At 48.9% G+C, this 13,038-nt stretch carries 13 protein-coding genes; 7 read left to right on the plus strand and 6 right to left on the minus strand.

Going from position 1 to position 13,038, the window contains the following annotated elements; translation table 11 throughout:
* Positions 1 to 304: 304 nt before the first annotated feature.
* On the minus strand, positions 305 to 1,099 hold the full coding sequence (gene pflA, locus YC6258_RS22130) for a pyruvate formate-lyase-activating protein (RefSeq protein ID WP_044618842.1): 795 nt from the start codon (positions 1,097 to 1,099) through the stop codon (positions 305 to 307).
* A gap of 238 nt (positions 1,100 to 1,337) precedes the next feature.
* Between pflA and YC6258_RS22135 the strand changes: the two genes are divergently transcribed.
* Positions 1,338 to 1,619 (plus strand): 2-hydroxymuconate tautomerase family protein, encoded by a 282-nt coding sequence (locus YC6258_RS22135; protein ID WP_082070846.1) that lies wholly within the window; start codon positions 1,338 to 1,340, stop codon positions 1,617 to 1,619.
* Between the two features lie 67 nt (positions 1,620 to 1,686).
* Here the strand turns inward: YC6258_RS22135 and YC6258_RS22140 are convergent, their stop codons facing one another.
* Both YC6258_RS22140 and YC6258_RS22145 read right to left on the minus strand, forming a co-directional pair.
* A complete protein-coding gene (locus YC6258_RS22140) occupies positions 1,687 to 2,940 on the minus strand; it encodes a hypothetical protein (RefSeq protein ID WP_044618843.1) in 1,254 nt (417 codons plus the stop codon).
* A 103-nt stretch (positions 2,941 to 3,043) separates the two neighbouring features.
* Positions 3,044 to 4,480: a protein adenylyltransferase SelO gene (locus tag YC6258_RS22145; RefSeq protein ID WP_044618844.1), complete on the minus strand. Its 1,437-nt coding sequence runs from the start codon at positions 4,478 to 4,480 to the stop codon at positions 3,044 to 3,046.
* A 131-nt stretch (positions 4,481 to 4,611) separates the two neighbouring features.
* Between YC6258_RS22145 and YC6258_RS22150 the strand changes: the two genes are divergently transcribed.
* The gene (locus YC6258_RS22150) at positions 4,612 to 5,907 is read left to right on the plus strand and encodes an NAD(P)/FAD-dependent oxidoreductase (RefSeq protein ID WP_044618845.1); all 1,296 of its coding nucleotides are present in this window, start codon (positions 4,612 to 4,614) and stop codon (positions 5,905 to 5,907) included.
* A gap of 192 nt (positions 5,908 to 6,099) precedes the next feature.
* On the opposite strand, the gene YC6258_RS22155 is transcribed toward YC6258_RS22150, so the two are convergent.
* Both YC6258_RS22155 and YC6258_RS22160 read right to left on the minus strand, forming a co-directional pair.
* Positions 6,100 to 6,768 carry a 2OG-Fe(II) oxygenase gene (locus tag YC6258_RS22155; protein WP_044618846.1) on the minus strand — a complete coding sequence of 223 codons (669 nt, stop codon included), beginning with the start codon at positions 6,766 to 6,768 and terminating at the stop codon, positions 6,100 to 6,102.
* A 95-nt stretch (positions 6,769 to 6,863) separates the two neighbouring features.
* Positions 6,864 to 7,877: a hypothetical protein gene (locus YC6258_RS22160; protein ID WP_144407713.1), complete on the minus strand. Its 1,014-nt coding sequence runs from the start codon at positions 7,875 to 7,877 to the stop codon at positions 6,864 to 6,866.
* Positions 7,878 to 8,100: 223 nt separating this feature from the next.
* Here YC6258_RS22160 and YC6258_RS22165 point away from each other — a divergent pair, with 223 nt between their 5' ends.
* Positions 8,101 to 8,598, plus strand: coding sequence for a LabA-like NYN domain-containing protein (locus YC6258_RS22165; protein ID WP_044618848.1), 498 nt, complete (start codon positions 8,101 to 8,103; stop codon positions 8,596 to 8,598).
* Here the strand turns inward: YC6258_RS22165 and YC6258_RS22170 are convergent.
* Complete coding sequence (locus tag YC6258_RS22170; RefSeq protein ID WP_082070847.1) at positions 8,595 to 9,803, minus strand: type III PLP-dependent enzyme; 1,209 nt, start codon at positions 9,801 to 9,803, stop codon at positions 8,595 to 8,597. The two genes, YC6258_RS22165 and YC6258_RS22170, sit on opposite strands and share 4 nt — an antisense overlap.
* 295 nt (positions 9,804 to 10,098) lie before the next feature.
* Between YC6258_RS22170 and YC6258_RS22180 the strand changes: the two genes are divergently transcribed.
* The 4 genes from YC6258_RS22180 (at position 10,099) to YC6258_RS22195 (ending at position 13,032) form a co-directional block, all read left to right on the plus strand.
* Entirely contained in the window at positions 10,099 to 10,398 is a 300-nt protein-coding gene (locus tag YC6258_RS22180; RefSeq protein WP_144407714.1) for a hypothetical protein, read from the plus strand.
* An 80-nt stretch (positions 10,399 to 10,478) separates the two neighbouring features.
* On the plus strand, positions 10,479 to 11,030 hold the full coding sequence (locus YC6258_RS22185; protein WP_044618851.1) for a DUF2796 domain-containing protein: 552 nt from the start codon (positions 10,479 to 10,481) through the stop codon (positions 11,028 to 11,030).
* 44 nt (positions 11,031 to 11,074) lie between these two features.
* Entirely contained in the window at positions 11,075 to 11,776 is a 702-nt protein-coding gene (locus tag YC6258_RS22190) for an ABC transporter ATP-binding protein (RefSeq protein ID WP_044618852.1), read from the plus strand.
* The gene (locus YC6258_RS22195; RefSeq protein WP_044618853.1) at positions 11,773 to 13,032 is read left to right on the plus strand and encodes an ABC transporter permease; all 1,260 of its coding nucleotides are present in this window, start codon (positions 11,773 to 11,775) and stop codon (positions 13,030 to 13,032) included. The genes YC6258_RS22190 and YC6258_RS22195 overlap by 4 nt, the downstream gene beginning before the upstream one ends.
* Positions 13,033 to 13,038 lie beyond the last annotated feature (6 nt).

Below are 13,038 nucleotides of genomic sequence, written 5' to 3' on the forward strand. Positions count from 1 at the left end.
ATTGATAATCAGCAACAATGAATTGCCATTAAATGTAGAGGTATCAGCATTTTTCCTATTGACTCAGATCATGTTGAATTCACGGAACAATTAATTATTTTCATAAAATAATTGTGATTCAAAATTCATAGAAACAGGGATAAAAAATCAGGACATAAACAACACATCCGATGCTTTTTTAAAGACCGGAAAATTCACCTTTAACTGTTTTTTGTATTTATTTTTGGATGGGTGTTTGTGAGGATTTCAGGTACAGATTATTTCTGTACTAACTATCTATCAGACAGCAATCATATAGACGATATTAATATTCTCCTGTCGCAAGACCATAACTGTTAAAAACAGCACTGATACGTTTCATGGTTTCAGATGAAGGAGGCGTTATGTCACTCAATGCATACTCCTCACCCATTTCTTTCCATTTGTGTTCACCCAATTGATGAAACGGCAATAATTCCACTTTTTCCACATTGCCCAACTGGGCCACAAAACGAGCTAATTCATCGGCATCATCGAGATCATCGGAATACCCCGGCACCACGACATAACGAATCCACAATTTCTTCTCGCGTTCGGCCAGATAACGGGCAAATTTTAGGGCGTACTGATTGGAAACCCCAACCAGGGTTTTGTGACGCTCCGGATTAATCTGTTTGATGTCCAGCATGACCAGATCAGTAAAGCTGAGCAGCGCATCAAGGGTGTCATCGTAATGAACGGCATAACCGTTGGTATCCAGACAGGTATGAAAACCCAGGTGTTTAAGGCTCTTGAACAGACGATACACAAACTGCGCCTGCAGTAATGGCTCGCCACCGGTGACCGTCACACCGCCTTCAGACATCTCCATAAATGGTTGATAGGGGATGATTTCCTCCACCAGCTCACCGACTGAACGCAGCTCTCCGGCATTCAAATCCCAGGTATCACGGTTATGACAATACAGACAGCGGTAGAGGCACCCCTGTAGAAACACCACAAAGCGGGTTCCGGGACCATCGACGGTACCAAAGGAATCGGTGGAATGAACACGGCCAAGCATATGGTCGGCATCCATTTCATCTCCCGCAACGGGAATCAGGTTTTCAAGTCTGGTCATAAATACTCCTATATTGCCTGTCACTATAGCAGCTTTGTCCTTATCGAAATTGCCTCAGGTCAGTCCGTTAAAATGTAGGCAAGCACTGAGGAACTAAGGGTATCGGCGTTTACTGCAACACAGTATTTCCAATCCAGCAACATGGAAATTCTGCTATCGCCGACAGCGGATACATCCAGCCATCATTATTGACTGCGAAAGCCACTCCATCAGGATTGTATTTCTTTTATTCAACCTTATGTTAGCCGCCAGCAATCATTGCTATCTCAACAACCATCTCAACCACCAGGAACGTCACATGCCTTACGTCAACATCAAAATCACCAAAGAAGGTGCCACAGCAGAACAAAAAGCAGAGTTGATTTCCGGAGTCACACAATTGTTACGGGATGTTCTCAATAAAAACCCTGCCACGACCGTCGTCGTGATTGACGAAGTGGAAACGGACAACTGGGGTATCGGTGGGGAAACGGTGACCGTCCTCAGACAACAGGCAGCACTGAAACAGCAGGATCAATGACCTGCCCGACAGTCTCACACTTTCCGCAGACCGCCGGGGTAACACGGCATGGAAAATCAACCGCCGACTATAACACCCAGGCGTTGACTGCGGATGCCACTCCCCACATAAACACTGTGTAGTGCCAGTTGTTTTTTATGATCGCGCCAGCGGTAGCCTGATAACGACTCATCAACGCCAGGCCAACGCCGGTCAAAGGACTGGTGCCGGTGGAAATGGCCCAGCAGGACAAATACAGGAACCCCAGACGGACCGGATCAGGGCTCAATGGCAACAGCAACGGGCTGACCACTGACACACTGACAATCGGATGAATTCCTACCATTCCGGCCGTAATCATTACCGCCAGTACGACACTGAACAACCAGGGATCAAATTCAAACCCTGTCAGATCAAACACATCCGGATACAGTAAAATCACGGCTTTGATGCCGGCAGAAAAAATACCGGCGGCCAGAAACAGCGCAAACTGACTGCCAATGTTAGCCAGCTTATAATTGATGAACTCATGTACGACATGTAGATCAGGACCACCTCGCATAAACATCATTGCCCCGACAGGTGCCAACAGACAAATTAATACCAGCACACTGATACCTGACCAGATGAAATGAGCCAGCATCACGGCCACCGCCAGGAACAGCGGCATGATCAAACTCTCAACCCGAATTGGATAACCTTCAAACACGACTTTACGGTTCAGACTGACTTCCAGAATGGACAGCCCTATAGCGATCAACGCCATCAGCAAGCCGGGCCACAGCACCCCCTGCCAATGCAGTCCAGGTGCATAGGTAATGGCCACGCCGGTGGCGACAAAAAAGGGAGACCACCATGCCGCAGCCGAAAAACAGCGCGCCAGAATCACCCGCTGAGAGTCACTCAGGGCGCCGTTGCGCTGCAATCGGTCACCAAATACAAACAGCACCGAAAGATTAATAACCGCACCCAGTAAATGCGATCCGAAGGCGGTTGCAATCAGCGCCCGGTTCCCCTGCGGCAATATTTTCTGCTCGCTTTCAACATTGGCCAGAGCCAGGAAAGACACCGCGACGAACATTCCCAGCAATGGCAGGTTAACGGCGAAAATCTGCGGCCAGGGCAACCATAATCCCTGACTGCCGGCAAACAACAATGCTGCTCCGCCGGCAACCATCAGAACAAGGGATTGTCGCTGACCATTTTTGGCGATCAGACGCCACATCAGTGCATTGCTGCTCCAGGCGGCCAGCGTGGGTGCCCATAGCGGGATCCATCCGGCAACACTCATTAAATACAGAATCAGAGTACTGAGAACGATCCAACCGGTATATTTTTTCATGTTACAGCTTAGTGTGGGGAAACTTTGAAGTGGCAATTATGATACCAGAAGCATATACGGATTCCCCGGAGATATTTGCAACAAAGCGCAAGCCAATGCTTCGTCAGGACGAACAGCTCACCGCCAGTGATTTGCTCCAGTCCGGTGGCAATTGTGCGTATGACGCCAGTTCCGGATACTCCTGAAAAGGTTGCTGTAAGGCGGGCAATAAGGCATTGATTAACGTGAAATCTTTTTTCTCCGCCGCTTCAATCGCCTCCTGTGCAACCCAATTACGCAATACCAGATAAGGATTATGGCTGTGCATCTGCTGTCTCCGCGAAGTTGCGGATGTCCCCTTCAATGCATCGGAATACTGTTGCCACCAGGCGTCAAAACCAGCGAGATCCAGAGTATGATTTCTAACATCCGGTTTGCGTTCATGAAGTTCGGCCTGAGTAAGCCCGGTAAAACTGAAATGATAATCCATCTGCCCGCGCCCCAATAACTCAAGCCAGCCAATGGTTAACGATTCACGCTGATCCTCTGCCAGTTCGGCAACTCCCAGCTTTTGAGCCATCAGTGCCATATAGCTGCGCTGATAACAGTCATTGTAACCATCGACCGCCCGTTGCAAGGTCTCCACCGCCACCCAGGGCGTCAGGCAGTTGCCCAACTGCACCAGGTTCCATAATCCGATCTTTGGCTGTTGATCGTAAGCATAGCGACCATAATCATCGGAATGATTACAGATAAATGCGGGATCAAAACGATCCATAAAACCAAACGGACCGTAATCAATGGTATCGCCGAGTATGGAGAAATTATCCGTATTCATGACACCATGACACCAACCCTGTGCCTGCCATGCGGCAATGAGTCGGGCGGTACGCTGAACAACTTCGGTAAACAGTGCGGCGATCGGTTCCGCCTGATTCAGACAATCCGGAAAATATTGCTCCAGAGTAAAATCGATCAGAGCCTTCAACTCTTCATGCTGATTGGTATGGAAAAAAAACTGATAGTGACCGAAACGTAAAAAACTGCGGGCGACCCGGGTAACCATGGCAGCGGTTTCCCGTGCTTCGCGAATCACCACGTCATCACTGCCGGTAATGGCCAGAGCGCGTGTTGTGGGAATGCCCAGTCCGGCCATATTTTCACTCATCAAATATTCCCGCACGCTGGATCGTAATACTGCCCGACCGTCACCCATGCGGGAAAAAGGCGTCATTCCCGAACCTTTTAACTGCACTTCCCAGATTCGCTGATCACGATCTTCCAAACCGCCAATCAATGCTGCCCGCCCATCTCCGAGTCTTGGCGTGTAACCGCCAAACTGATGTCCGGCATAGACACTGGCCACAGCATCGGCACTACGATGACCACTCAATAAAGAAATATCGTCTTCGCGTAATGAATGTATTTGAAAAGTTTCGCGGAGTTGCGAATTTTCACTGATTAAATAGGGTTCACTGATACCCTGCAGCGAAACCTGCACCACATAGGGTCGGTCCAACTGTCTAAACGGGAGGGGTTTGAGAATTTCGTGTAATGGCATAGGATGGCGACTGGATCGTTAGCAAAGAACCATTATTATCAATCTTACCCATGCAGTCCTCAAGTTTTGGTCAGGGATTATTCCAATGTGATGACATTGGAATAATTCTTGGAAAATGCGGGTAATTCATTATGAAAATTGTGGTTGTTGGAGGAGGAGCCGGCGGACTGGAGCTGGCAACTAAACTTGGAAACAAACTCGGTAAAAAGCAAACAGCAGATATCTTGTTAATCGACAAGAATCAAACTCACCTCTGGAAGCCGTTATTGCATGAAGTGGCTTCCGGCACTATGGATTCCGAAATCGACGCTGTCAGCTATCGTGCTCATGCACATAATCACGGCTTTCGTTTTAAAATCGGTACTCTGTCTGGTATTAACCGGGAAGAAAAATACATTCATCTGCAACCGGTAGTCGATGATGAAGGCGAGGAAATCCTGCCGGAGCGCAAAGAAAGCTACGACATACTGGTACTGGCCATTGGCAGCATTTCAAATGATTTTGGTGTACAGGGAATTCGTGAGCATGCGATCTTTCTGGACAGCCCGAAACAGGCCATCCGGTTTCAGCACAAACTGGTGAATCAGTTTATCCGTATCAACAGACGCCTGGAGCAAGAGCCCGATACCTCACTGTCAGTGGCTATTGTCGGTGGCGGTGCTACTGGAGTCGAACTATCTGCCGAACTGTTCAACGCCCGCCACTGGTTCTCTCTGTATGGACTAAAAAATGTGACCTCTGAGCACCTTAAGGTCACTCTGGTCGAGGCCGGTCCGCGCCTGCTGCCTGCACTCAGTGAGCGCATTGCGGGGTCAGTCCACCAGGAATTACTGGAACTCGGACTCGACATTCGGACCAATACCCAGGTATCACGGGCAGAAGCCGGTAAACTGCATACTGCCGATGGAAAGATCATAGAAGCTGATTTGATCGTCTGGGCCGCAGGTGTCAAAGCGCCGGATTTCCTGAAGGATTTTGGCGGCCTGGAAACCAACCGTATCAACCAGATCGTCGTCAATACTCATTTGCAACCGGCGCAGGATGAAAGTATTTATGTGATCGGTGATTGCGCCGGACGCCAGATAGACGAAAAACGCTGGGTACCTCCGCGCGCCCAATCAGCGCATCAGATGGCCAGTCTGGTGTATCACAATATTCTGCTTTCGCTGGCAGGCAAACCGCAGAAGGACTTTAAATACCAGGATCATGGATCGCTAGTGTCTCTCAGCCGTTATACCGCCATTGGTAACCTGATGGGTAACCTGACCCGGGGCAGTATGAATATCGAAGGCAAGCTCGCACGCATGGCGTATGTTTCATTGTATCGAATGCATCAGCTGGCGCTACATGGCTGGACAAAAATGATACTTATGACACTGTCCGAAAAAATCAATAAAGTTATTCGCCCCAGGTTGAAATTACACTGATGCATTAACACTGCGCAGGTTGATGGCCTGACTTTCAGAAACCTCATGTGGCACGAAACGGAACATGCAATGTGATCGCGTTCGTGTCACTCCTGGGCCTTGCGCAGCCTGAAAACAGAAATTATCTGCCCCAGCCCCATTAGCAACAGAGTATCTTTTTTGCCTGAGACTCTTAGCAATCACTCTTGTCTGTTATTTGGGAGGATCCACCTTGTATTCGGTAGAACTGTTCAAACGGAACCAACCGGTTACGCTATAGCGGTGTTTGTGAGCAATTTGAACTTCATGGGGGAATTCCTCACTCATAAAAACCACCAGAGTACCGAAAGCCGGCATCACTTTCGTAAGAATGTCGTCGCTGTCCTCACGATAGATGACCAAATCGCCACCATCTTCAACCGTCCAGCCGGGATTCAAATAACCAATCACGGTCACAATCCGGTTAGCCTCACCACGGAATGCGTCACAGTGCTTCTTATAAAATGAACCTGGTTGATAATGTGCCCAGTGGGTTTCGAACGAAAATAACCCCAGGAACAGCTCGCGATTCAAAAACGTCTGCAATTTCTGCGTCCACTGTAACCAAAGCTGTTCAGCTGCAGTACGTCCATCAATCCAGTGTATATTGTCCCGGCGAATAAAATGGCTCTGAAGATAATCATCCTGACGCCCAACACCGGCGGCTTTAAAGTGCCCGGTTCCATCAGTGATGATCTCAGATAGCAAGGCATCGCTTATGTCCTCTGGCAAAGCACCCGGAATAACACAATAGCCTTGACGGGTCAGGCCATCTGCTATCTGGCGAAAAACGGCATCATCACTGTTAAAATTATCAGAAAAGAGTTGCCTGACAGGGCTCATTGAGGAGTTGCTCCAATAGAATAACGCGTCCTTGTATGATCACCTGAGAGCTTTGTCAATCAATATTTTTGCCCGGTCAACGGCGCTGCTCAAGATTAAAAAGGATGTTTGAATTGCCAGTTCAGACTGATCGTCTGGGTGGTCTGCAAACCTTCATCGGTCGATTGCAGGCTGGTTCCCAGTTCCAGCTGCACATCCTGGAAACCGGTGTACAAAAACCACAGATCCGCGGCGACGAAATCCCCCATTTGATAACCCGCATAACCATTTAAGGTCACCACCGGGTCGCCAATGTAGGCACGACCGCGAAGACTGCTTTGCCAGTTTTCTGCAATGCGTCCGTGTTGTTGCATAAAGACTTCCACTCCGTTGGAACTGACATCTTTTGCTTCATCACGACTGTAAACAGAATTAATCGCTAAAGCGCCAAACTCATAGTGACACTCCCCCGAAGCATCAAGACAGACACCGGCACCAACGACACTGCCATAATTACGAATCTGAGTATATTGCCGGTCGCCTTCACCACCGACATGATTGGCAATTACATCAGCATGCAAACGCAGCCGACTGAATTTCCAGGTTGACGTCCAACCAATTTCAAATTGCTCGGAGCGCTCCTGTTCCAATATTGACTGCCAGTCAATCCATAGATCGGATGTTAACCACGAATAATCGGTCTGCCACTCCATCCCCTGATCAAGACGGCCATCCAGATTATCATTCACATCGAGCAGCGCCGGATGAACAGAATGTCCGGACGCCAAAGTACCAAAACTCAACAGTTGCTGATGCTGTTGGAAAGGAATCTGGTAACTGCCCAGGAAGCTCTGCTCGTTGTCGATATCACCATATTGCTGAGTGACCAGTACACCAACACGCATCCGCGCACCTTCTTCATTGGTGTAAGACACAGAAACCGGCATCAACCAGCCAAACTGAGTATGACCATTCACATCGTCATGACTGAACTCATAGTTGTTGAGCAGTGCCTCTGCTTCAAAATCGAGCTGAGGACCAGGCTGCCACTTCGAACTATCCGATTTCCCCCACCACTCACTGCCGGTCAGCTTTAGTGCCTGGGAAGAGTATGTTACTGTTGAAACCAAAAAAAGAAGAACGAACAAAAGACTGTTTGTTTTCATACATCAGCTATAGTCAATTATAGTTACTGAACACGCTGACGTTAGAGGCAAACAGGAAACGGGTCAAGTTTTCATAAAGCCGGGCTGTTAATCGAACAAAAGAGACAGTATCGTTTCAGCATGAACAGAATGTCAGAGTCATTGATGAACAACAGAACCGGATACAACCAAGCCACGGGAATCACGAGTGAATAATAATAAGACGAATAACCGTATTGCTGTGTTTGTAGATGTGCAGAATATCTATTACACCGTCAAACATACCTACCATTGTCATTTTGACTATCATAAATTCTGGTCTGATATTTCAAGTCAGGGCGTTATTGTCAAAGCCGTGGCCTATGCCAGCGACCGAAACTGCCCGAAACAAATCGCGTTTCAGAGCATCCTGCGTAATATCGGTTTTGAGGTGAAACTGCGACCATATATTCAGCGCCGCGACGGCAGCACCAAAGCAGACTGGGATGTCGGCATTACGATCGACATCATTGATTTTGCTGATCAGGTGGACACCATCATCCTGGCATCAGGTGATGGTGATTTTCAATTACTGGCCAATTATGTCCGGGAACGTTTCAACAAGGACTTTAACGTCTATGGTGTACCGTCCCTGACCGCCCACACACTAGTGGAAGCGGCCAGTAACTATCATCCGATTTCAGAGCAATATCTGCTCAAACATTAACCGGCGATAAGCGGTTCGGCATATTGTTCAGCTGAATACTCGTTCAGCACGACAATCTCCGCCCGCTTGAAGAAATTAAAGTCGGTGGCGGTTGCAGACGTGTATGCTCCCATCATCCGGCCGATGATCAAATCACCATTGGCCAGTTTAGGTAACATGATATCTTCTGCAATGACATCGATACTGTCGCAGGTCGGTCCGGCCAGTACAGACGGCTGACGTTCTCCATCCCAGTACATGGCATCCACCGGGTACTGACCATGATCAAACATGATGCCACTGAAAGAACCATAAATACCATCATCCAGGTAATACCAGATTTTGCCTTCGCGTTCTGCCTGTCCCATTACGGATGCCACGGAAGTCACCGCAGGCGCACAGATAAAACGACCCGGTTCAGCAATAATCCGGACAGTTTCAGGAAACGCTGCCAAAGCCCGTCGGATTGGATTACAGAAATCACGGATCGGCGTGACATCTTCCATATAGCTGACCGGAAAGCCACCGCCAATATCCAGCATACTCAATACCGGCAGACCCAGCTCGATCACCTGTTCAAAGACAGCATGGCAACTTTCAATGGCATGAACATATTTCTGTGGGTCTGTAGTTTGTGAACCAACATGGAAAGACAAACCTTTGATCCGGATACCCCAATCAAACGCCTGTTTGATCAGCTCAATGGCCGTCGCCGGATTACAACCGAATTTCTTCGACAAATCAGCAACCGCGTCAGCATTGCGGAAACTCAGGCGAATCAGAATTTCCGCCTCATCTTTATAGGCACGGAATTTTTCCAGCTCGTTGAGACTGTCGACCACGAATACATTACAGCCATACTCCAACGCATCGCGAATATCACGATCCCGCTTAATCGGGTGGGTATGAATGGTGGCTTCTGCCGGCACACCACATTCGCGCACCAGCTCCACTTCGCCACTGGTAGCCAGATCAAAACTGGCACCTTCGTCCAGCAGCGTTTTGACCACAGCAGGATGCGGCAACGGTTTCAACGCATAATGCAAGGTGACATCCGGTAAGGCATTCTGAAGTTCACGGTACTGTCTGCGAATAATATCGCAGTCCAGAATCATCAACGGAGCACCATGGCGTTTGACCAGTAACTCGATCAATTCCACTTCAGAAAGGTCAGATAGATTAATAGACGCATTTTCATGAGACGCGTCAAAAATAGAGATGGTCATGAGCACAACCCTCTTGGCAATGATGTCAACGGTACACTTCGAGCGGCATCGAAAGCTCTCTAAAGCAGTCAATTCACTCTTGGATAGTTGCTCATTGCCTTGTCGCCTTTTGGGAAGCGGCGATGTACTCGGATTGGCTATCAACAAGAAGCATGCGAAGTTTAGGAAAAAAAAACCTGTACGCAACATTTTTTTTCGCTGGATTGGTAATTTTTTTTAAATGATTCAGAAAGGGGTCTGGTCATTGCAAATGTTACAAAGTAACATTAATTCTCCTGTCCTCAGAAATGTTGTTATGAAGCGTTATTCCAGATGTATGCTGCTGATCCTGTTGCTGGGAATTGTAATGCCCTACAGCATTGCTATGCCTATGCACGAGCTCAGTCACCTGCTGGATTTTCATGATAAAGCCCACACTGCGGACAAGTGCGATCTGTGCCAGCTGACTCAGGGCGGAGCATTATTGTTTGTGCCATCCGGAATCAACAGTGTGGCGCTGAAGCAATCGGTGCTGTCCTTTTCGGCCACACCGAAAACCGCCATTACCGGCACCCGCCAGAGTACCATTCGCGCACCTCCCGTCATCACCGTCTGAACCATTATTTGCGCATTCTTCAAACAGCAGATGCCTTACCGGCACTGTATTTTTTGTTATTTAGCAGACAGGTGATTCCCATGAAAAAAGTATTGATACTGACCGTTGCCCTTGCCAACAGTGTTTATGCATTGGCCGCAGATGAACATCGCCAGCATGGCGCCCATGAACACGGAGCCGCTAAATTAATGCTGGCTCAGGATGGAAAAGACTTTCAGCTCTCTCTGGATACCCCGGCGTTCAATATTTATGGTTTTGAACACCAACCGGAAAACTCACAGCAGAAAGAACTGGTGGCCAACGCCAATGCCTTACTGAAACAGGGTGAAGAATTGTTCCTGTTTCCCAAAGATGCACAATGCACATTGCAGGAAGCCAGTGTCGAAACCGAACAACATGAACAGGGTGACGATGAAGACCATGACGGCGACGAAGCGGAAGAGCATGGTGGTCACAGTGATTTGAACGTGGCCTGGCATTTCAGTTGTGCCCAGCCCCTGGAAGCCAAGACCCTCACACTGACCATATTTGATGCGTTCGACAACCTGAAAGATCTGGATGTCGAATACCTGACCGACTCCGGCCAGGGCGCTATCGAACTGTCACCTGAAAAACATACATTCAAATTCTGACACTCACGCAACCGGGGCCGCTACTGGCCCCTGGACTGATGATCATGACTGTACAAACTGCCTTGAAAATCGATCAGTTGGAATTTGGATGGCAACCGGGCAAAACCATCCTGAGCATTCCAACACTCACCCTCAACCGTGGGGAGTCGTTATTTATTCGCGGCCCAAGCGGCAGTGGCAAAAGCACCTTATTGAACCTGATGAGTGGAGTGCTGCGGTTACCCAGCGGAAACATTCAGTTACTGGAGCAACCATTTTCATCCTGGAATGACAAACACCGGGATCAGTTTCGTTCCGATCACATCGGTTACATTTTCCAGCAGTTCAATCTGCTGCCTTACCTCAGCGTACTCGATAATGTCCTGTTGCCCTGTCGCATTTCTGCGCATCGCCGCACCCGGGCCCAACAACAACACAACACGATTGAAGAGAGTGCCCGGACATGGCTGAGCCTGCTCAATATTCCGACCCGTCTGTTTGAGCAGAAAATTTCCAACCTGAGTGTGGGTCAGCAACAACGGGTTGCAGCAGCACGTGCTCTGATCGGCGAACCGGAAATCATCATCGCTGACGAACCCACTTCGGCACTGGATCAGGACAACGTCGACAACTTCATGGATGTCCTCACCTCTCAATGTCGCAACATCCACAGCTCGCTGATTTTTGTCAGCCACGACCGGCATTTGTCGCAATTCCTGGAACACATCTATGAATTGCCCGGTGACTCACAGGAGGAGGCTATATGAACTGGATGGCACTGGCCTGGCAAAGTCTCAGGAATCGAAAATCCACCGCCATACTCACGTTATTCATGATGGCGCTGAGTGTCTGCATGGTGTTGACAGTCGATCGTATCCGTACCGATACCAGAGCAAGTTTTTCCAACACTCTGTCCGGCACAGACCTGCTGGTCGGTGCCCGGACCGGCAGCCTGAATCTGTTATTGTATTCGGTGTTCCGAATCGGTAATGCCACTAACAATATCAGTTGGCAAAGTTACCAGGAGCTGGCGCATCAAAAAGATATTGCCTGGACCATTCCCATTTCGCTGGGAGACTCTCACAAAGGTTTTCGGGTACTGGGTACCAATGACGACTATCTCAAACATTATCAGTATGGCAACAAACAAGCTTTGAAGGTTGCCCAGGGAAAATGGTTTAACGACATTTACCAGGTGGTGCTCGGTGCCGAAGTGGCCCACAAGCTCAATTATCACATCGGCGATGAGGTCATCATTTCTCACGGGACCGGCAGTGCGTCATTCAGTCAGCACAAAGACAAACCATTTACCGTCAGCGGTATTCTGGCACCTACCGGAACACCAGTGGATCGCACCCTGCATATTCCCCTTGAAGGCATGACGGCGATTCATGTTGACTGGCAGGCCGGCGCAAAAATCCCCGGGCTGCACATCAGTGCGGACAAAGCCAAAACTCTGGATCTGACACCCGACACCATCACCGCGTTTCTGGTGGGTATGAAGTCACGACTGAAGACCTTCGCCTATCAGCGCGCCATTAACGATTATCGGGCAGAACCTCTGATGGCAGTGATTCCGGGAGCTGCATTGCAGGAACTCTGGCAATTGATCGGTATTGCCGAAAACGCCTTGATTGCGGTTTCCATCATGGTTGTCATCACTGGTTTAATGGGCATGCTGACGGTTATTCTGTCAAGCCTGAATGAACGCCGCCGGGAGATAGCCATTTTCCGTGCATTGGGGGCCAGACGACGGACCATTTTATGGTTGCTGATGGTGGAATCCGGATTTTATGGCATAGCCGGTCTCATTTTTGGCCTGCTGCTGCACTGGCTGCTGATTGCGATAGCCAGCATTTATATACAGAACAGTTACGGTATCGGACTGACAATCGGCATACCGGCAAACAATATGTTGATAGCATTGGCTGTCTTCGCAACCACAGCGGTGTTACTGGGACTCATTCCAGGATACCGGGCTTACCGGCAATCGCTGACCGATGGCCTGACCACCCGAACTTAACGACTG

The sequence above is a fragment of the Gynuella sunshinyii YC6258 genome (assembly GCF_000940805.1).
Taxonomy (GTDB): Bacteria; Pseudomonadota; Gammaproteobacteria; order Pseudomonadales; family Natronospirillaceae; genus Gynuella; species Gynuella sunshinyii.